Genomic DNA, 21620 nt, shown 5'->3' on the forward strand with positions numbered 1-21620 from the left:
TTGTCCGAAAGCATCTACAACATGAAGTCAAAAATGAAGACAGGCAAGCTCTTTATCTGGCTGGCCCTCGCCCTCAGCGTGCCACTAGCCCCGGCCTATGCAAGTAGCCCGGCTGATCCCGATAAGGTACTCAAATGGGTATTTAACGTAGCCGAAACTGGCTTCGACCCAGGCGCGGCGCGCGATCAGTATTCTAACGGCGTCAATTACGCGATTTTTGAGCCGCTTTACAGCTACGACTACCTAGCCAATCCGGCCAAACTGGTAACCAGAACGGCAGTCGCCCTGCCCGAGGTCTCGGCTGATCATAAGACTTACACCATCAAGCTCAAAAAAGGGATTTACTTCACCCCCGACGCAGCCTTCAAAGGCAAACCGCGTGAGCTGACGATGGCGGACTATATCTACACCTTCAAGCGGCTATTAGACCCGCGTCTGGCATCCTCACATTCGTGGCTGTTCGCAGGAAAAATTATCGGCCTCGACAAGCTCGCGGAGCAGGCAAAAAAAACCAATAAATTCGATTACGACACAAAAATTGCAGGGCTGGAACTGGTCGATAAATACACGCTGCGCATACATTTGAATGAACCTGATTTTAATCTGGGGCTGATCCTGGCGCACAACCCTACCGGAGCGGTCGCGCGCGAAGTGATAGAAAAATATCAGGACACGCAAGGTCAAGTGATGTCGAATCCTGTCGGTACCGGTGCTTACATGCTGGCCTTGAACGAATGGGTGCGCGGTTCAAAAATTGTCTTGCTGGCCAACCCTGATTACCGTGGAGACATCTGGAATCATCAGGGCAGCAACAGCCCGGAGGATCAAAAAATCATGGCCGCGATGAAGGGCAAGCGCATGCCGCAAATCGGCAGGATAGAAATCAGCGTAATGATAGAAGATCAGTCGCGCTGGTTGGCCTTTCAGAACGGTGAGGTCGACATGTTCGAACTCGAAGGCCCACTCGCTCCGCAAGCCCTGGATAAAGACAAGTTAAAACCAGCGCTGGAAAAGAAAGGCATACAACTCTCGCGCATCACCGAACCAGAAGTCACTACCTATTACTGGAATATGCAAGATCCGGTCTGGGGCGGTCTGAGCAAAGAAAAAATCGCCTTACGGCGCGCCGTGGCAATGGCGCATAACGTCGAAGAAGAGATTGCACTGGTCTATAACGGCAATGCGCTAGCCTTAGACTTCCCGATTCCCCCTGGTGTGGTCGGACACGATCCCAATTACAAGAGCAGCATTCACTATAACCCGGCAGCGGCCAATGCCCTGCTGGATAAATTTGGCTACGCCCGCGGCAAGAACGGCTGGCGTCATCTGCCCGACGGCAAGCCCTTAGAAATACGTTATTCGGCGCGCTCTGGCCCGGTAGGGAAAATGCAAACCGAGGTCTGGAAAAAAACCTATGACTCTATCGGCATCAAAATGAAAGAGGATCTGCTGCAGTTTTCGGAACTATTGAAAGCAGAAAAAAGTTGCCAGCTGCAGACCCGCAACGCTCCCTGGATCGCAGACTACCCGGATGGCGACAATTTTATGCAATTGTTTTACGGCGGCAATATAGGCGCGAACAATAATGGCTGCGTACGTATCCCGGAATTTGATGCGCTTTATGTCAAAACCCAAACCATGCCGGCGGGTGCCGAACGCGATGTTTTATATCGCAAGATGGCACGCATCATGGAGTTCAACGCGGCTCAAAGAGTCGGTTTTTCTCGCTACAAAAATATGCTCTCGCAAGCCAAAGTCATAGGCTACAAGAAGCACCCCATCATTTACGGTGAATGGATGTATTTTGATGTCGCTAAGGATAAACAATGAGCGCCGCATTTATTAACAGCTTAAGTCAAAAATTTAGATTAATTAAAACCTTAAAGAGCCCTTCATGACCGCCTATATCCTGCGCCGCTTATGGCAGATGGCCCCCACAATGCTGGGAGTGATCTTACTGGTATTTTTCCTGTTTAACTGGGTAGGCGGCGATCCTGCCTATATTCTGGCCGGCAAGATGTCCAACGCCGAACAGATCGCCAATATCCGTAGCCAGTTGGGAATAGACCAGCCTTATTATGTGCAACTGTGGATCTTCATTAAACAAATCGTGAGCTTTGATTTCGGCAATAGCTGGAGCACCGGCGAAGCGGTTTCTTCCATCATAGGCAACCGCCTCGGCCCATCGTTGACGGTCTTGATACCGTTGACGATCATAGAAACCGCGATTGCGATTGCGTTGGCACTGGCGATTGCCTTCAAGCGCGGCAGCTTCACCGATCGCAGTGTGATGATCGCCTGCACCGTCGGCATGTCCGTCAGCATACTGGTCTACATTATCGTCGGCCAATATTTTTTCGCCTATAAACTGGGCCTGTTTCCGGTGCAGGGCTGGGGCAATAATTTCGCCGAGAATTTATTCAAATATTCAGTGCTGCCGATACTGATCGCGATGGCAGTTGGCGTGGCCCCTAACCTGCGTCTATTCCGTACCTTCGTATTGGACGAAGTCAATCAGGATTATGTCCGTACTGCGCGCGCCAAAGGCGTCTCTGAACACCGCGTGAAATGGGTCCATGTCTTGCGTAACGCCGCTATCCCCATCATCACCCACGTCATGTCCAATCTGCCCTCACTACTGATCGGGGCCTTCCTGATCGAACGCTTTTTCTCTATACCAGGCATAGGCAGAGAAGTCATTTTAGCGGTGGAGCGTAGTGATTTCCCCGTGATTAAAGCCATTACCGTGTACGTCGCCGCAGCCACCATGCTGTTTAATTTATTGACTGACCTGATGTATCAGGCCGTCGATCCGCGCGTCACTTTGAAATAAGGATAGCCCATGAATTCTGCATCAGACAATAATGTTTCTCCCGGTCTGTGGGCACTGGCCTGGCGCCGTCTGCGCGCCGATAGTGTCGCCATGATTGCCTTAGCCATCGTCAGCTCCTTCATGCTGATACTACTACTGTCCGGTGCTGGCTTAATCGCCGCGGATTGGGAGCAAGAAACAGCCCTCAGTTACGCGCCACCAAGCTTTATCGGTGCCGATGCCAGCGCTGCAGTAGAAGCACAAGCGACCGAACCGCTACCAGAGAATCCGCTCGACCCTTTGGCCGATATCCTGCGCCAATTGCGTAAGACCGCCAATACCGACATCCCGGTGATCGTCGATAGCTATGGGATCACCGATCCTCTGGCCAAAGAAATGAGCGAGATTTATACCGAGCCGGCGAAAACCGGCAAAGCCAGCGTGGCCGAGCGTCTCAGCACCCTGCCCTTCGGCGCCGACAAATGGGGGCACGACATCATCAAGAAAACCATCAAGGGTGCAGAAACCTCTATCGTCGTGGGTTTAGTGGCGGCGTTTTTGGCGACCTTGCTGGGTACTTTATTCGGTGCTTTCTCAGGCTATTTTGGTGGCCGCGTTGATGATTTGTTCAACTGGTTTTACAGCATCTTCACCTCCATCCCTTACTTGTTATTGATCTTGTCGGTCGCTGCAGTGTTGCAACAAAAAGGCATCACAACGATTATCCTGATCCTGGCCTTCACCGGCTGGACCGGCCCTTTCCGCCTGATACGTGCCGAATACATGAAACACAAGTCGCGTGAATATGTGTGGGCGGCAGACGCCATCGGCGCTTCGCATTTCCGCAAGATGTTCATCCATATTTTCCCCAACATCAGCCACGTGGCATTGGTGCAGGTTTCTATCCTGGTGGTGGGCTTTATCAAGTCTGAAGTGATCTTAAGTTTCTTAGGTTTTGGCGTGCCGGTGGGCGTGGTCTCATGGGGCAGTATGCTCAATGAGGCGCAGAACGAATTGATACTCGGTAAATGGTGGCAATTGACGGCGGCCACTGCTGCCATGGCAGTCTTGGTGACCGCCTTCTCGCTGTTTACCGATGCACTGCGCGATGCGCTCGACCCTAAGCTGAAATAAGGACAGATCATGACAACAGATGCATTATTAAAGGTAGAGAATCTGCGCGTGTCTTTCCGCATCAATAAAAAAGACAGCGTAGAGACAGTCAAAGGGATCTCGTTTGAGATTCCGTATAACAGCACCGTGGCACTGGTGGGTGAGTCGGGTAGTGGTAAGTCGGTCAGTTCGCTGGCGATCATGGGATTATTACCGGCCGATACCTCCAGCATCGCGCCCGACAGCCAGATCCTGTTTGAAGGCAAAAGCCTGCTGAAAATGAGTATGGAGCAACGACGTCAGCTATGCGGCAAAGACATTTCCATGATTTTCCAGGAACCCATGAGTTCGCTCAATCCGGTATTTACCGTCGGTTTCCAGATCGCAGAAGTGTTACGCCTGCACATGGGCATGAACGCCAAACAGGCGCGCGCGCGCAGCCTGGCCTTACTGGAAGAAGTCGGCATCCCCGACCCTGCCAGTAAAATCGACGCCTATCCCAGCCAGATGTCGGGCGGCCAGCAGCAGCGTGTGATGATCGCCATGGCGATCGCCTGCGAACCAAAATTACTGATCGCCGATGAACCCACTACCGCACTCGACGTCACCATACAAAAACAGATTATCGACTTAATCGAAGCGCTGCGTATCAAGCACAAAATGTCGGTGCTGTTCATCACCCACGATCTGGCACTGGTGGGAGAAATCGCCGATCAGGTCATCGTCATGCGCCATGGAGAGATCCGCGAAGCCGGCGCTGTCAGGCAAATCTTTGAGCAGCCCAAAGACAGTTACACGCAAGCCCTGCTACATTGCCGCCCCAGTTTAGATAGCCGCCCGTGGCGCTTGCCTGTAATCGATGATTTTATGCAGCAGCAGGCGACAGGCCTGGAGCAAAAACAAAGAGCACGCGGTCTGCAAGGCGATGAAAAAACCGTGCTGGAAGTGAATAATCTGGGCAAAAGTTTTTATACCCGGGTCGGTCTGTTTGGCAAGAAGGAATTTCGTGCGGTAGAGAATGTGTCGTTCAAACTGGCGCGCGGCAAAACGCTGGGGGTGGTCGGAGAATCTGGCTCAGGCAAGACCACGGTGGGCTTGACACTGATGCGCTTGCATCAGGCCACCAGCGGCCAGGCGATTTTTGAGGGCAAAGATATTTTATCTATGTCGAATAAAGATTTTCTCCCCTACAAGCGCCGCATACAGATTATTTTTCAAAACCCCTACGCCTCGCTCAATCCGCGCTTTACGGTGGGCCAGATCCTGATGGAACCGATGCAAATCCACGGCATAGGGAGTAACGACGGCGAACGCGCCAAACTGGCCTACGCGCTGTTAGACAAGGTGAATTTACCAGCCGCTGCCTTCAAGCGTTATCCGCATGAGTTCTCTGGCGGCCAGCGCCAGCGTATCGCGATTGCCCGCTGCCTGACCATGCAACCAGAAGTACTGATCTGCGATGAATCGGTGTCGGCGCTGGACGTTTCGGTGCAGGCCCAGGTACTCAATCTGCTGCAGGATTTACAGGAAGAATTTGGCCTCTCGTATATCTTCATCTCGCATGATCTGGCCGTGGTCAAATACATCGCCGACCAGGTCATGGTGATGAATCAGGGAAAAGTGGTAGAACTGGCCAACTCGGATGAACTATATCGCAATCCGCAACACGCCTACACCAAGACCCTACTCAAAGCGATACCACGCGGTTTGCAGCATTGAGGGGCAGACTGGCAAATTGCGCTGATCTTGCCGGTCTGCTGGTCTAGCATTTTCAAAAGCAGGCAAGCCCAGCGCGCATATTCCATGCGTTTCTTCAAGCATATAGGGCTGTGAGCCGCATGGAATATGCGCGTTGGCTTGGTGGTGTTTTTGTGTGCTGTTGTTCTGGTCTTGTTTTTAATTCTGTCGTTGTTGTGCGATTGCTGGCCGGTGGTAGACCGGCGGCTACTCCCTTTTCTTGCTTCGCCAAGAAAAGGAAGCAAAAGAAGGCGACGCAAAGTCTGAACTGACCCCATAAAGTTGGACATCAATCCAAACTATTGGGGTATTTCATGAGTAAGTACACAAAGCAATTCAAAGTATCCGTTGTTGAACACTATTTAACGGGGGCGGCTGGTTTAAAAGATGTCGCAAAATGCTACGATCTGGCACATTCAGTGTTGGCCAGATGGGTTGCCATGTATCGTTTGCGTGGCGCAGACGGTCTAGATAAAAAGTACAGTCATTACGACGCGCAGTTTAAGCTCTCTGTCTTGCAACACATGTGGAAGCATCAGCTCTCTTACACTCAAACGGAGCTCTTGTTCGATATTCGTGGTCCAGGTCGTCTTCGCATCTGGGAACAGCATTATGATAGCGGCGGCATTGAGGCCCTTACTCCACGCAAATCTGCACCACCCAAGATCATGACAACGGACACAACTAAAAAACCACCCGCATCCATTGACGTAGAAGACCAGCGAACCCATGAGGATTTACTGGCCGAGGTAAAGTACCTGCGCATGGAGAACGCCTACCTAAAAAAGTTGAAAGCCTTAGTTCAGCAACAAGCGCAAACAGCATCGATCAAAAAGCGCAGATAGTGCAAGAACTAAGGCAGCAATACCCCATCACAGACCTGCTCGCGCTGGCTGGTCTGGCACGCAGTACATTTTATTATCAGCAGAAAGCGCAGCTGGTGAGGGATAAGTATACGGATTTAAAGAAGAGTATCCACACGCTGTACGAGCGCCATCAGGGACGTTATGGCTATCGCCGCATCACTGCGGCACTTCAGCAATTGGGCACGTTTGTGAATCACAAAACCATACAGCGGCTTATGCAGGAATTGGGATTGAAGTCACTGGTCAGAATCAAAAAATACCGCTCGTACAAGGGCGATGTGGGACGTGCTGCACCGAATATTTTGCAGCGTCAATTTGATGCACAGGAGGCAAATCAAAAATGGGTAACGGACGTCACTGAGTTCAAGGTCGCCGGAGAAAAACTATATCTCTCACCGGTGATGGATTTATATAACGGAGAAATTATTGCCTTTGAGACGTCAAAGCGACCTGTCTTTGAGATGGTCAGCAAGATGCTCAAGAAGGCATTGGCTAGGCTGAAAGTTAAAGATAAATTGATACTCCATTCGGATCAGGGCTGGCAATATCGCATGCCCGCCTACCAACGCCTGCTTGAACAAAATCAGGTGGAGCAAAGCATGTCGCGAAAGGGAAATTGTTTAGATAACGCAGCGATGGAGAGTTTTTTCGCGGTGCTAAAAACCGAGTATTTTTATTTAAATAAATTTACGACTGTAGAGGAACTTCAGAATGGTTTGGTAGCCTATATTCAGTACTATAATCACGATCGTATTAAGTTGAAACTAAACGGCTTGAGTCCGGTGCAATACCGAACTCAAGCCTCTATGGCATAAGCAATTTCCCTGTCCAACTTTATGGGGTCAGTTCAGTCGCTGCCCTTCGGGTACCCGCCTGTGCAGGTCAAAAAATGGGAAAAGTTCGAAACTCGCTACGCTCAAACACGAACCTTTCTAATCCATTTTCTGCCCAGCACAAGCGGCAGCGCCACATGCGGAAAGCGAACGTCAACACATCCGTAGTGCGGCGGCCGCTTCTCCGTAAGCTCATGTAGGTACGATTAGCGCAGCGTAATCGTACGCATGCTGCGCTAAATGGAATTCTATTTGCCGCCACCCCGCCCTGCCACAGCGCATATTCCATGCGCTTCTTCAAGTATCCGGGCTGCGAGCCGCATAGAATATGCGTGAAGGTCGGGTCGGTTTTAAAAACCGCTACGGTATAGCGATGTGCGTGCGATTACGCCTTGCTAATCGCACCTACCGAACTAAAGTAGGGTGCGCCGTGCGCACCAATGGATAGACAGAAACAACAAGAAAATATTTGTAAGCCGAGACATAAGCGGTGCGCATGGCGCACCCTACGTTTGCTCCGAGCTACGGCAATCCGGTGCTGCTTTTGACCTGGGTTTTGACTTGGGTTTTGAATCGGCTTTTGACTCTGCTTTTGATTTGGCTTTTGACTAGAATTCGCATGTGGCGCTGCCAATTGTGCGGGGCGGAAAATGGATCAGAAAGGTTCGTGTTTGAGCCGCAGGCGAGTTTCGAACTTTTCCCATTTTACGACCTGCATAATTGGGCACCCGAAGGGCAGCGACTTTACGTCGCCTTCTTTTGCTTACTCTTCTTGGCGAAGCCCTCCATGTCAGGATAGATGTCGCCTCACTTAATATGATAAAAAGATGGAGGGCGGAAGTCAGGGTAAGATGAAACGTATTCGATATACAGCAGAACAAAGGGAATGGGCGGTTCAACAAATGATGCCCCCGTTAAACCGAGCAGTGGTGGAATTAGCAAAGGCCACGGGAATTACTACAGTGACGCTACGTGTTTGGCAGAACGTGGCGCGTGAGGAAGGAAGAATTGTGCCTGGAGATGGTAAACAAAGTGATCGCTGGTCCAGCACGGACAAATTTCGCATCGTGCTAGAGGCTGCAGCACTAAGTGAAGTAGAGCTATCGGTGTATTGCAGAACCAAAGGCGTCTATCCAGAACAAGTGACGCAATGGCGTTTAGCCTGCGAGCAGACCAATGGACAATTGGTGCAGACTAAACCAGATGCCTCACAGACAAAACGCATTGGCGAACTGGAACGCGCCTTAAAAAAGAAAGATGCTGAGTTGGCAGAGTCGGCGGCGCTGCTTGTTTTAAGAAAAAAAGCCGAGGCGATCTGGGGGAAGGAAAAGGACGAATGATCAAAGCCCCAGATCGCCTTGAAGCCCTGACATTGATTAATGAAGCGGTTGCCGCTGGCGCGCGCCAAGACCTTGCTTGCGACATGCTGGGGTTGAGTGTGCGCACCCTACAGCGGTGGCGGCATTCACCACAAGATCGGCGGCCTGATACCATGCATCAGTGTCCTGCAAATAAGCTCAATCAAGCAGAACGTGAGGCATTGTTGGCAGCAGCTAACTGCGCCGAATACGCCAGCATGACGCCGCATCAGATTGTTCCCAAGTTGGCCGACAAAGGAATTTATCTGGCATCGGAATCGACATTTTACCGCGTCATGAAAGCAGCTAATCAAGGACAGCGAAGGGGGCGAAGTAAGAGCCCGCAGAAACGGCCATTGACAACGCATCAAGCAGATGGACCTAACCAAGTGTGGTGCTGGGATATCACCTGGCTACCAAGCACGGTCAAGGGTAGATTCTTTTATTGGTACATGATGAAAGACATCTATAGCCGTAAGCTGGTGGTCAATGAAGTGCATGAAAACGAATCGTCAGAACATGCCAGTCACTTGTTGTGGCGCGGTTGTTTGCGTGAACAAATAGCCGGCAAACCACTGGTGCTGCATTCCGACAATGGCACGGCTATGAAAGGGGCGAACATGCTCTCCGCCATGTACGATCTTGGTGTGGTTCCGTCTTTTAGCCGACCACGTGTCAGCAACGATAACGCCTACGCCGAAGCATTATTTCGTACTGCGAAGTATTGCCCGCAGTGGCCAGAACGGCCATTCGACACCTTGGAAGAAGCGCGTCTCTGGGTACATGAATTCGTCAAATGGTATAACGAAGAACATTGCCATAGCGGCTTGAAATACGTCACTCCAGATCAGCGCCATCGTGGGCAAGCAAGTGTGTTACTTCAGCAGCGTGCACAGGTCTATCAACTAGCCCGTAAAAAAAATCCTCGACGCTGGTCTGGAGAAACGAGAGATTGGACATTAGGCAGTACTGTCTACTTGAATCCTGAACGAGCTCAGATGCAAGAGAAAGATTATATGAAAGCAGCTTAATTTTAAACATTAAAGCGACAACTAGCTTGACACACACCGGAAGCAAGAAAAGTAAGTAGCTACCGGGCTACCCCCGGTCGGCAATCGCCCAACAACGACAAGAATACCGACACGACCAAGCCGCAGCAAACCAAAAACAGCATGCCGCCAGCACGCATATCCCATGCGGCTCGCGGGCCTATGTGCTTGAAGAAGCGCATGGAATATGCGCAGTGGCCTTGCCTGTTTTGAGATCGCCTACGGCGTAATAGTTGAAGCCGATTACGCCTTACCGAGTTGAATTAGAATAAAATACGTCAACGAAAGACCTGACCCCGCGCACAACGTGACCCCGCGCACAAGTGCTTACAATCCCCAGTGTGACCGACACACAGGCGGTTCAGTCCAACAAGGTTTATCCGCCGCAAGCAGGTCGCGGATCTTATTTTTGCGTTCCGGTGCGGCGGATAAACGCTATTCGTTATGCATTTTTGAGACATTGGAGAAAATTATGAAATTACTCAATAAGGAAGAATTCGAGAAGGCTGCCGGAACGCCACTTTTCCACAATCGAGACTTCTCTCTTTATGATGGCGCCCCATATGATTGCGTTTGCGGTGCAAAACATCACTTTAGCCAATTCTCTGGACAACATTTCGCGTCAACAGGGGGTAGCGCTAAGTTCATGGTTCAGTGCCTAGATAACCAAAATGCGGCAACACTGATTAAAACGAAAAATAAATTTCTGATTTTTTTTGATCGCTTTGTTTCCCTAGCTGGTTGTATGGAATAAAAAATAGAACATTCGAAAATTAACCTGTAAACGGAAAAAGCGGTGGCTAGATTGATAGGAAAATTAATTGGCATGATTGTTAATATAATCATGATTCCAATCGTTGTTGTGCTCGCCATTCCAATAGGAATATTAAAAGCTAGGCGGGCTCAAAAAAGTAGGCTTCTTTTTACTGGTGAAGAACAAGCTTTGTTAGCGAAGGCACAGAGGGTAATCAATATGGGGAATAATGGTCTGCTCTCTCCAGATAGAGATCTGCTTGAGGTGGCCAGATGTATTGAAGATGCAAGATGTGATTATCAAATAATCAAAAGTAGAGAAAGGTTTGATTCAACATTTACTGATTTTGTGCTTCCTCGAATAAATAACTGTCATGTTGTTGATTGGGACAATGTAATGAGTTTCTTTGAGCTATTAAACTATGCGCAGTTCGAAGGAACTGATGACGTTATTGAAGAGAGTGGTGAGAAGTTAATACAAAGCAATACAGTAGAAGAAAACCTGGAAGTCAGCGGAGGAATGAGACTAGAAGAAGCAGAAGTCGATATTTTAGCCATCGTTCGTAACAACAAGGTGGTTTATCTCAATTCTGAAGCAGATCATTTATTTGTTAGAGATAAAGATGGTGATGAAAAACTTGATGGGAAAGTAGTTAATTTTGTTTTTTCAGGTCAATCTGAAGGTGAGCATATAGAGCTATTTGTTGCATTTGATGATTCAGATTCATACACAATGTTTACCCTCCAAGCGGGCATGATGGAAAGACTGAACTATGTTGCACAAGCCATATCTAAACACTTTGCCGAAGCTGGCTTGAAAAATGTTTTCTCTACCACAGAGAGGTATTCCACTCAATACATTTACACGTTTAAAGCATATCGAAAAAATGGAAAGTATTTCATGGTTAATAATGCGCAAACTCAAGCATACCTGATCGATAATTTAAGTATTATGCGAGATGATGTTGATGAAATAAAAACTGTATTTTGGAGTGAAGGTAATGCTACAAACGATTTTGATGAGATTCCGTTCTGAGTCTGTGCTATGAATAGAAATGAAATTAAGAATGCGCATGAAGACTCAGTAATTGATAGCTTTAAGAGGTACAGCGCTTCTTTTGGTAATGTTATTGATGTCATCAGTAAGCCAGAACCACCTGATGCAATTATCACCATAAATGGTAATCCAAGCTGGATTGAAATAACAGATGCTTTCTTTAGCCCTGAGCTTGCAGAGAGCATTACAACGCATGTTTCTGATGATAAACCACATAAGTCTGTTCCCAAAGAAAAGCGATTCTGTATCGACCCTGATGAGCGATTTAGCTCAATATTAGAAAGCGTTATTGTTAAAAAATACGACAAAGATTCGATAGGGAATGTATACAAACAGTCTGGAAGCGGTATTTTATTGGTTGGTATTATGAATCCATTTTCTAGCGCTAAAGATTTGGCTACCTCTGAAAAGAAGAAAATTGAAGAGGCTATTAAAGCTAAAGATCCTAGGTTTGGTGAAGTTTATCTATATGATGTGCATGATCATATATTTCATAGGGTGCTTTAAAAAAGCATAACAGGTCATTCGAGTTCGCTTCACTTCGTTCCGCCGGACGCGCTGACGCGCGCCGCTCAATTCTTCGTTAAACCTCAATACGGCAAGACGTAATGACCTCCATCCATCGCGCCGTATGCAGCCCCAAAAAAAGCAGCAACATCTAAATCTCGCGGCGAATTAATTTTCTGAAACCCAGGCACGGCTACCGCGCATATTCCATGCGCTTCTTCAAGCACATTGCCTTGAAACCCGCATGGAATATGCGCGTTGGCGGGGGTGCTTGGCAGAATTCGTAGGCTGCCGCATCCTGCGTTTGCTGATGCAGCTGACGATTTATCCCATCGTCAGCTGCCCCCCCATTCCCCAAGGGCGATCGCGCCTACGCGGGCGGCCTTGGCAAACCAGGCCACCCGCCCTCTTGCAAGTTCAAACCAAGGTCTAAGCAAGGTCCAAGCAAGTTCAGCGATTTAGCATCTGCATGCTCGCTTCGGCGTAGCGGGTACCGCTGGCGGCTCCTAGCGGGAAAATATTTTCCAGTTCGGCTAGCTCAGCAACGCTTAAGCGCACTTGCAGCGCCGCTAGGTTTTCTTCCAGATAGCTGCGCCGCTTGGTGCCAGGGATAGGCACGATATCGTCGCCTTGCGCCAGCACCCAGGCCAATGCCAGTTGCCCGCGGGTGCAGGCTTTGCGGGCGGCTAATTCTGCCACTTTTTCTACCAGCGCCAGGTTCATCGCAAAGTTCTCGCCCTGAAACCTGGGCTGATGCCGGCGAAAATCATCGGCGGCGAATTGCTCGGGGCTCTGTATCGCGCCGGTTAAAAAACCGCGACCGAGCGGACTGTAAGGCACAAAGCCTACGCCTAAGCGGCGGCAAGTGGCCAATACATCTTGCTCGGGATCGCGGCTCCACAGAGAGTATTCACTTTGCAAGGCCGTGATGGGATGCGCCTGATGCGCACGCTCCAGGGTGTGCGACGACGCTTCGGACAGACCGATGTAGCGGATCTTGCCTGCGGCAACCAGATCGGCCAGCGCGCCTACGGTGTCTTCTATCGGTGTTTGCGGGTCTATTCTGTGTTGATAATACAGATCGATGGTCTCTATTCCCAACCTTTGCAGACTGCCTTCGACCGCTTGCCGCACATACTTAGGACTGCCATCCACACCACGCGCATGCGGATCGGCACTGTTACGCACGATGCCAAATTTAGTCGAGATAAAGACCTGGCTGCGTTTGCCCTTGATGGCTTTGGCGATTAACTCTTCATTGGTGTAGGGGCCATACATATCGGCCGTGTCGAGCAGATTGATGCCCAACTCTAGCGCCCTAGCTATGGTGGCGAGCGATTCGGCGTCGTCACGATTTTCATAAAAGTCGCTCATGCCCATGCAGCCTAAACCTATGGCTGACACCATCGGGCCGTTGCGGCCTAACTGGCGTTGCGGCATGGCTGCACTAGCCGTAACGTTTTTGTCAGAACTGCTGATATTGCTGGTATTGATCGGGCTCATGTTCGTGTTCGTGTTCGTGCTCATGTTCGTACTCATGTTCGTATTCATGCTCATCATCCTTGGTCGATAACATCACTCAAAAGATGAAGTGGGCTTAGCGGCCCTAGCCCGGCGGAGATTTAAAACTCGCCTCCATGGCTGCGTACATGGCAATTTTTTTATACATCACCTGCAAATTGCCCTGCAGTTCTGCCAGCCTCACTTCCAATGACAAGGTATGCTGCTCCAGCATCGCCTTGCGCTCAGACACACTTTCCTGATGATTGCCTAGCCTGCGCAGTGCGGCGTAGCGCAGCATTTGCTTGACCGGCAAACCGGTAGAGCGCATTTTCAGCAAAAACTCTATCCACAGAATATCTTCCTCGCGGTAGCGTCGGTGGCTATTGTCCTGACGTGGCACCGCATCGATCAAACCTATCCGCTCGTAATAGCGTAGCGTGTGGACAGGCAGGCCGGTAGCAGCTGCCGCTTGTTGTATCGTCAGAGAAGTGGTCATGGCAAGCAGTGTATTTGTTAGAGTGCGCTCTAAGTCAAGCGCAAAGTGGCAGTTTAATTTCACGAGTTTAATCTCGCGAGTTTAATTGAAAAGTATTAAAAACCATTACGCGATGCCGGGGCTGACAAAAAACTTAAGTGTCGAGCTGATCCAACCAATTTTGCAAACCCTGCCCGTGCAGCGGGCGGCTGGCGAAATAGCCTTGCATGGCATCGCAGCCCAGTGCGAGCAAAGTGTCGCGCTCGGCCTGGGTTTCTATGCCCTCGGCGATCACGCTTAAATCCAGACCATGGCCCAACTCTATGATGGTTTTTACCAACCTCTGGGTGGCTGGATGTTGATCGATATCGATCACAAAACTGCGGTCTATCTTAAGCTCGCTGACTGGCAGTCTTTGCAGGTAAGACAGCGATGAATAGCCGGTACCAAAATCGTCTATCGATAGGGCAATCCCGGTGTCGTGCAAGCGATGCAGCAAGGCGATGGCGGCACTCGGGTCTTCCATGATGCCGCTCTCGGTGATTTCGAGTTTTAATAAGGCGGGCTTGACCCCATACTGCTGCATCAGTGCACTGACGCGTTCGGCAAAATTGGGGTCGCGTAAATCATGGGTGCTGACGTTCACCGCAATGCTCAAATCGGGGTATTGGGTTTGCCATGCGGCTAAAGTACTTAAGGCAGTCTCCAGCATCCATTGCGTGATCATGCCTATGTAGCCGGTGCTCTCGGCAAACGGCACAAACTCGGCTGGAGAAATAAAGCCGCGCTGCGGATGCTGCCAGCGTACCAACGCCTCGAAGCCATACGCCACACCAGTGGCCAGAGCGAATTTTGGTTGCAGCCACATCTGCAATTCGGATGCCTTAACGGCCGAACGCAAATCCGACAAAAGACTTAAATGACTCAAACGCGAAGCTTCTTGCGCATCGCTATACCAGGCCACGCTATTGCCGCTACGTTTGGCCGCGTACAAGGCAATTTCGGCATTGCGTAATAAGGTCACCACTGGCAAGGCCACTTCGCCGGAAGCGGCAATCCCAAACACCAGGCTGACATCGACCGTATGTGGGCCGCAACGGATAGGCTCGACCAGGGCTGCCTGTACTGCATCTTTAAAACTCTCTAGCTGTTGGCGTTCCGGCGCGCTACATAAAATCGCAAAACAATTTCCGGATAAGCGATACAAACTGGCGTGGGCGCTGCTCAGCCCCGTATCTTGATTTAAAACCTCGGCGATGCGTAAGCCGGTCTGCTTGATCACGGTGTCGCCGGTATCAAAACCCAGGGTTTCGTTGACGATCTTGATGCGCGCCAGATCCATCAGTATCAAGGCTTTATATGGCATAGGCCCTTGCTCGCACTGGTTCACTAACTGGGTGCGATTGGGCAGATCGGTTAAAGCATCGTAATACGCCAGATGCGCGATCTCGTGCTCTCTGGCGGCAATCGCGATTGCCATGGTGTTTAAGGCGTGGCCGACACGTGCCACTTCTTCGGTTTTAGTGGGCGGTACGCGGGCGGCATAATCGCCACCGGCAATGAGTAAGGCACTGCTTTCCATGCGTGCCAAAGGCCGCACCACACTGCGGGTAGTCAGCCAGGCCAGCACCGCGGCGACCAAGACCGCCAACAGCGCCAACAGACTGATGATGCGGCCGGTACGCTCGAGATCTTGCTGCGCTTGCAGCTGATGGGCTTGTATGCTGAGGCGCTCACGGGCCAGCAAAGAATTTGACTCCGACAGTAAAGCCGACAAGGCCGGCTGCACGTCTTTGACAAACGTACGTTTAGCCGCTTCCGGGCCCTCATCTTCCAATTGATCTACCGTCGTAAAAAAACCGCGTTGATATTGCGCGCGGCATTGCACCAAAGCTTGCAGGGTTTGCTTTTGCTGATCATCCTCAAAAGACTTGGCGAGCGCCGTAATCAAAGTATCGATCTGGCGATTTTTTTCATCCACCGCGGCGTACTCAGATTCGCGCTGGGTACGCGCCGCAGTCAATAACAGCAATAAAGCATTGCTAGCACCTTCGGTAGAGAGGCTTAGCGCCTGCACATTGAGCAGGCGCTGCATGTCGTTACGGGCGAATTTATCGCTCAGATCAGCCATTTTGCGTATCTGCGCCACGCTGATGCTGGCCACCACCACAAATATCCCCAGCAGCAAGGCATAGCTCAGCGCCAGCCGCACACCGATGCGGCGCAAACGAAAAAAAATACTCAGTCTATCGATGATGGTGGTCATAGCGGCATACTTGGTGAGGACACTGGAGTGGGCATAAAAAGCAGCTCCATTAGTTCTATTGAGCAAGAAACCCATGGTCGCGAAAAACCATGGCGGACCATTAAAAACACTTGCCCACTATACGCCAGCCCGTAGCGACAGTGGGTGAAAACTGTAGAAAATAGTAAGATTTAAGCCCGGACGTGGTTTTCAAACTAGGCGCTAGCCCAGCCCGCATATTCCATGCGGGTCTTGGGCCTGCCTGGGCTGTAAGCCGCATGGGATATGCGCCGTGGCGGGGTGTTCAGCGCACTAGGGCTCTCGAAGGTAATCGACCAAGGCTAGCGTTCTGGCATCCGGTGCGGGGGTCAAGAGACTCACCACCAGCATAGATATAAAGCCGCAAGGCACGCCGAACACGCCGGCCGAGATCGACGCTATATGCCACCACTGATTATTCGCGTTACCACCAAATAAGGGGTGGGTACTGAGCATATAGAACACACAGACAGCAAAACCAGTGATGATACCGACTATCGCACCAGCTTGATTGGCACGCTTCCAAAAAATGCCCAAAACCAGTGCAGGAAAAAGTGTGGAAGCCGCTAAAGAAAACGCTGCACCAACAAGTGACAAAATATCGGCTGGCTTAAGCGAGGCGACGTACGCCGCCACCAAGGCCACCACCAATAATAATAATTTTGAGATGGTGACCCGCTTCTGGGTCGATGCGCTGGGGTCGACCATCTTGTAATAGATGTCGTGCGAGAGCGAGTTAGAAATCGTCAACAGCAAGCCGTCTGCGGTCGATAGGGCTGCTGCTAAGCCACCGGCCGCCACCAGGCCGGAAATCACATAGGGCAAACCGGCGATCTCGGGCGTGGCCAAGACCACGATGTCAGCGTCGAGTGCAATTTCGGCCAATTGCACGATGCCGTCATGATTAATGTCGACAATATTTACCAGTGGATTATTTCTATCTATGCTGGCCCAATAGGTCACCCACGAAGGCAACTTAGAAAAATCCATGCCCACTAGCGAAGTATAAATATCGTACTTCACCAGGATCGCCAATGCCGGGATACTGATATACAGCAGCATGATGAAAAACAGTGACCAAAACACCGAGTCACGGCTCTCGCTCACCGATGGTGTGGTGTAGTAGCGCACTAAAATATGCGGTAAGGCGGCGGTGCCCACCATCAGACAAAATACCAAGGCCATGAAATTATTTCGTTTGATATCGGATTCTGCCACCGTTTTTGCCGCATACGGCGTGTATTGCGATGCGACGGGCTCAGCGCGCGCCAGATTAGCATTTTTAGCCTCCAACCACACCGCTTGCGCTTCTTGCGGCGACTTAGGGTAATTGGCCAATGCCTTACTGGCGGCCTTGATCTGTATCAGCGTGGCATTGCCAGATTTCAGCTCATCTAAATGCTGACGCAACTCAAAGCGACCGGCTTCCCACGATGCTGGCAATTGATTAATTCTGACTTGATAAGCATCGGCGCGCTGTTTAAAGATGCGCCTGACTTCTTGCTCTTTTGGTTCCTGGGCAAAAATTTTCTCAAAAAATTCTAACTTCGGCACGATCTCGCCATACGCCACTTGCGGTACAGGCACTTGGGTATGCTTAATAGAAAGCCAGGTGACCGGAATCATGTAAGCGATGATGATGACGATATATTGCGCCACTTGGGTCCAGGTCACGGCGCGCATGCCGCCCAAAAAAGAGCAGACCAAAATACTGGCAAGCCCCAAAAATATGCCGACTGAAAAATCTACCCCAGTGAACCGTGAAGTGATCAAACCCACCCCGTAAATTTGCGCCACGACATAAGTGAAAGAAATAATCACAGTCGCAATCACGGCTAGCACCCGCACTATATTGCTGCCGTAAGGACCGGCAAAACGCGTCCCTAAAAAATCCGGAATACTGTATTGACCGAATTTGCGTATATACGGTGCGATCAGCAGCGCCACCAAACAGAAACCACCAGTCCAGCCTATGATGTAAGCGAGGCCATCGAAGCCCTGTAAGTACAAGCCTCCCGCCAGGCTCAGGAAACTGGCGGCCGACATCCAATCAGCGGCGGTCGCCATGCCATTAAAGATCGCAGGCACGCGTCGCCCCGCCACATAATATTCTGAGATATCCGAAGTGCGGCTCATGACACCGATACCTGCATACAAAATGATGGTAACGAACATGAATAAATAACCTATCCAAGCCCGTGGCACACCCTCTTTTTCTAATACTGTCAGACTGATCAGAAAGGCGATAAACAGTAAGGTGTAGACCCCATAATAAGTCGTCAGCCGTTTGCTAAATGCGCGTTCGCTCATACTGACTCTGACTGCGTATGGGTGGCAGCAAGTTGTGCCAGCGTTTTTTGTCTAGCGCTAATCCGGTGCGATTGGTAAGAGAAGATCGCCAGTATCAGCACGTACATCAATGTCAGTCCCTGTGCCGCCATGTAAAAAGAAAATGACCAGCCAAAGAATCGAAGGCCATTTAATTCACGGGCAAAGAACAAGATGCCGAAACTCAAGAGCAACCAAGTGAGCAATAAGCCCATGGTCAAGTGCCGGGTTTGCCGCCAATACGTATTAGTGCTAGTACTAGGTTCTTTATTCACGTCTATATCCTACTTAATTGCTGTGCCCAATTAGGCTTTAAGTCACGTCATCACCCAGACTGGCATGCGGGTTTAATCGAAACGACACTCTAAAAATACATCCGGGAAACTGCGGATCTTGACTGTGAGGATTGCTGAGTATCTCTATCTGCGCCTCGTGTTGCTGCGCGATCTCACGCACTATCGACAGGCCTAAGCCGCTACCCTGAACATTGCTGCCTAGGATGCGGTAGAAGCGCTCAAACACATGTTCGCGTTCGCTCTCCGGTATGCCCGGGCCGTTGTCTTCCACTTCAAGTATCGCCAGTGCCTGATCATTATTGAGTGCAGTTCTGACGGTCACACTATGCCCTTGCGGCGTATAGCGGATCGCGTTATCGATCAAATTACTCAAGAGTTCACGCAGCATCAGCGCATTGCCAAATATATGGATCGCTTCATCCGCCTGCTCAAAGCCGAGATCAATCCGGCTAGAAAATGAGGCGGGGATCCAGTCTTGCACGGTAGTACGCGCCAGATCGGAAAGCGCGATCAACTCCAGCGCCTGGGTGGCGGGAGCGGCGTTTTCGGCGCGCGCCAGACTTAATAATTGATTGATCAGGCGAGTCGCGGCCTCTGAACTCTTGGACAATTGCAGCAAGGAGCGGTGAATTTCTTCCTGATCGGTTTGGCGTAGTGCCAATTCTGATTGCATGCGCATACCGGCCAGCGGCGTCTTCATCTGATGCGCGGCATCGGCGATAAAGCGCTTCTGTATCGCGATCGTCGATGAGAGCCGCGCCAGCATCTCATTTAATGAGCGCACCAAAGGGCTAATTTCTTCCGGCACCTGATGCGAATCGATAGGGCTGAGATCGTCTGGCTTGCGGTCGCGTATGCGTTGCTGCAATTCAGCCAGCGGCGACAGACCGCGGCTCAGGGCAAACCAGACCAGCGCCAGCGCCACTGGCAAAATAATAAACTGCGGCAAGATCACACCCTTGATGATCTCATTAGCCAGCACCGCGCGTTTTTCCAAAGTTTCTCCCACCTGTATCAAGGCCAGACGCGGCTCGAAATTGGTGGTCACAGGATTGCTGGGGCTAGCGCGATTGAGGTCGATATAGCTATACGCGACGCGTATCTCGATGCCATGCAGTTTATCGTTGCGAAACACAATATTGCCAGGGCTAGGCCTTTCCTCATCGACCGGCAGAGCCAGTTCACGGTCGCCGTCTATCAGTTCGCCCTGATAACCTTTGATTTGATAGTACACATGATCTAGATCGTCGGCTCTGAGAATATCGCGCGCAGGATGAGACAATTGCGCCACTACTTTGGCATCGACCTGGCGCACTTGTTGCGACAAAACCAGCACCCTATCCTCGAGTGCGCGGTCAAACGGTTGATTGGCGATCGCCTTGGCGACCAGATAAGTAATGGCGATACTCATAGGCCACAGCAGCAGCAGCGGCACCAGCATCCAATCTAAAATTTCGCCAAACAAGGAGCGCTGGATTTTTTCGGTCGGCTGCCCGTGTTCACTATCGAACGCATCACTGCTATCTGCGCCAGGCTCGCCAGCGCGCTCTGAGCTCAAACTTAACTCAGCAGCTGGCGCATCCAAGTGACTGCTGCTGGTCATGAAGATTCATTAGTGCCAGCTGGCGGCAAAGCAGTGGGAGTGCTGCTAGCCGCAGGCGTAAAGATCTTTTCCAAGCAATAACCTAGGCCACGAACAGTCGCGATACGCACACCATCGACTTCGATTTTTTTTCTTAAGCGGTGCACATAGACTTCGATCGCATTATTGCTGACCTCATCGCCCCACTCACACAGATGATCGACCAACTGCTCCTTGGAAACGAGTCGCCCGGTTCTTTGCAATAAGACCTCCAGCAAACCAAGTTCGCGTGCCGACAAATCGAGCATTTGCTCGTTGATGTAGGCGATACGACCAACCTGATCATAGGTTAGCGGGCCATGTGTGATCAGCGCCGGGCCACCACCGGCGCCACGCCGCGTCAAGGCACGCACGCGCGCTTCTAGTTCCGACAAGGCGAAAGGTTTGGCCATGTAATCGTCGGCCCCCAGATCCAGACCCTTAACGCGCTGCTCTACCGAATCGGCGGCCGTCAAGATTAAAACCGGCAAATGCGAATTACGCGCTCGCAAGCGGCGCAACACTTCTAGCCCACTTAATTTAGGCAAACCCAGATCGAGTATCAGTAAATCAAAATCTTGGGTGGACAGCGCGGTGTCGGCTTCCTGTCCATTGTTCACGCAATCGGTGGCATAACCAGATTGCCTCAGCGAACGGGTCAAACCATCTGCAAGTACGCTATCGTCTTCCGCGAGCAAAATACGCATGGGGGTAATCTTCCGGCCTAGCCATGTAAGGTTTTGAACTAAATCAAGATGCTTGCCCGGCTTAATCCTGGCTGTCAGAAGTGCACTAACAAGCAATAACAGACACCGAGCATTACTTCTAGTTTTCTAGTTTACTAGCAAATTGCAGGTTTCCTCATGCGCAAATGGCATAAGTGATAAATATTCATGACTGAGCGCACTATCCCGCGACTTTTGTCGCATTTTGAATAATTTCACCAGCACCTGCCCCAAGCCGCATATTCCATGCGCCCTACAGCCCGGCATGCCTGCACAGCCGCATGGAATATGCGCGCTGGGCCT

The 21620-nt window shown here is 50.7% G+C and carries 15 protein-coding genes and 1 pseudogene; 9 read left to right on the forward strand and 7 right to left on the reverse strand.

Annotation, left to right across the window (positions count from 1 at the left end; all coding sequences use genetic code 11):
- Positions 1 to 21 precede the first annotated feature (21 nt).
- From EJN92_RS03545 to EJN92_RS03585, 9 genes and pseudogenes are all read left to right on the forward strand, one after another.
- Complete coding sequence (locus EJN92_RS03545; RefSeq protein ID WP_126126560.1) at positions 22 to 1830, forward strand: ABC transporter substrate-binding protein; 1809 nt, start codon at positions 22 to 24, stop codon at positions 1828 to 1830.
- A 64-nt stretch (positions 1831 to 1894) separates the two neighbouring features.
- Positions 1895 to 2833: an ABC transporter permease gene (locus EJN92_RS03550; RefSeq protein ID WP_126126561.1), complete on the forward strand. Its 939-nt coding sequence runs from the start codon at positions 1895 to 1897 to the stop codon at positions 2831 to 2833.
- A gap of 9 nt (positions 2834 to 2842) precedes the next feature.
- Entirely contained in the window at positions 2843 to 3946 is a 1104-nt protein-coding gene (locus EJN92_RS03555; RefSeq protein WP_126126562.1) for an ABC transporter permease, read from the forward strand.
- A gap of 9 nt (positions 3947 to 3955) precedes the next feature.
- On the forward strand, positions 3956 to 5644 hold the full coding sequence (locus EJN92_RS03560) for an ABC transporter ATP-binding protein (protein ID WP_126126563.1): 1689 nt from the start codon (positions 3956 to 3958) through the stop codon (positions 5642 to 5644).
- Positions 5645 to 5976: 332 nt separating this feature from the next.
- Positions 5977 to 7343, forward strand: a protein-coding gene (locus tag EJN92_RS03565) for an IS3 family transposase (protein WP_227869693.1) whose coding sequence is annotated in 2 segments (ribosomal slippage) — positions 5977 to 6460 and positions 6460 to 7343 — 1368 coding nt in all. Because the reading frame shifts where the segments join, the coding sequence is not laid out codon by codon here.
- 869 nt (positions 7344 to 8212) lie between these two features.
- Positions 8213 to 9750 (forward strand): annotated as a pseudogene (locus tag EJN92_RS03570) (IS3 family transposase).
- Between the two features lie 490 nt (positions 9751 to 10240).
- On the forward strand, positions 10241 to 10522 hold the full coding sequence (locus EJN92_RS03575) for a hypothetical protein (RefSeq protein ID WP_126126564.1): 282 nt from the start codon (positions 10241 to 10243) through the stop codon (positions 10520 to 10522).
- A gap of 90 nt (positions 10523 to 10612) precedes the next feature.
- Positions 10613 to 11557 carry a hypothetical protein gene (locus EJN92_RS03580; protein ID WP_126126565.1) on the forward strand — a complete coding sequence of 315 codons (945 nt, stop codon included), beginning with the start codon at positions 10613 to 10615 and terminating at the stop codon, positions 11555 to 11557.
- Between the two features lie 9 nt (positions 11558 to 11566).
- Positions 11567 to 12085 carry a hypothetical protein gene (locus tag EJN92_RS03585; protein ID WP_126126566.1) on the forward strand — a complete coding sequence of 173 codons (519 nt, stop codon included), beginning with the start codon at positions 11567 to 11569 and terminating at the stop codon, positions 12083 to 12085.
- A gap of 450 nt (positions 12086 to 12535) precedes the next feature.
- Here EJN92_RS03585 and EJN92_RS03590 read toward each other — a convergent pair whose 3' ends face one another.
- The 7 genes from EJN92_RS03590 to EJN92_RS03620 form a co-directional block, all read right to left on the reverse strand.
- Entirely contained in the window at positions 12536 to 13525 is a 990-nt protein-coding gene (locus EJN92_RS03590) for an aldo/keto reductase (RefSeq protein ID WP_126129755.1), read from the reverse strand.
- A gap of 166 nt (positions 13526 to 13691) precedes the next feature.
- On the reverse strand, positions 13692 to 14084 hold the full coding sequence (locus tag EJN92_RS03595; RefSeq protein WP_126126567.1) for a MerR family transcriptional regulator: 393 nt from the start codon (positions 14082 to 14084) through the stop codon (positions 13692 to 13694).
- A gap of 133 nt (positions 14085 to 14217) precedes the next feature.
- Positions 14218 to 16329, reverse strand: a complete 2112-nt coding sequence (locus EJN92_RS03600; RefSeq protein WP_170174862.1) for a putative bifunctional diguanylate cyclase/phosphodiesterase — start codon at positions 16327 to 16329, stop codon at positions 14218 to 14220.
- Positions 16330 to 16620: 291 nt separating this feature from the next.
- Positions 16621 to 18657: a sodium:solute symporter family protein gene (locus tag EJN92_RS03605; RefSeq protein WP_126126569.1), complete on the reverse strand. Its 2037-nt coding sequence runs from the start codon at positions 18655 to 18657 to the stop codon at positions 16621 to 16623.
- Positions 18654 to 18950, reverse strand: a complete 297-nt coding sequence (locus EJN92_RS03610; RefSeq protein ID WP_227869694.1) for a DUF4212 domain-containing protein — start codon at positions 18948 to 18950, stop codon at positions 18654 to 18656. The genes EJN92_RS03605 and EJN92_RS03610 overlap by 4 nt, the downstream gene beginning before the upstream one ends.
- A 37-nt stretch (positions 18951 to 18987) precedes the next feature.
- Positions 18988 to 20574, reverse strand: a complete 1587-nt coding sequence (locus EJN92_RS03615; protein ID WP_126126570.1) for a sensor histidine kinase — start codon at positions 20572 to 20574, stop codon at positions 18988 to 18990.
- Complete coding sequence (locus EJN92_RS03620) at positions 20571 to 21299, reverse strand: response regulator transcription factor (protein WP_126126571.1); 729 nt, start codon at positions 21297 to 21299, stop codon at positions 20571 to 20573. The genes EJN92_RS03615 and EJN92_RS03620 overlap by 4 nt, the downstream gene beginning before the upstream one ends.
- Between the last annotated feature and the right edge of the window lie 321 nt (positions 21300 to 21620).

It is taken from the genome of Undibacterium parvum (genome assembly GCF_003955735.1).
In the GTDB taxonomy this organism is placed as follows: Bacteria; Pseudomonadota; Gammaproteobacteria; order Burkholderiales; family Burkholderiaceae_D; genus Undibacterium; species Undibacterium parvum.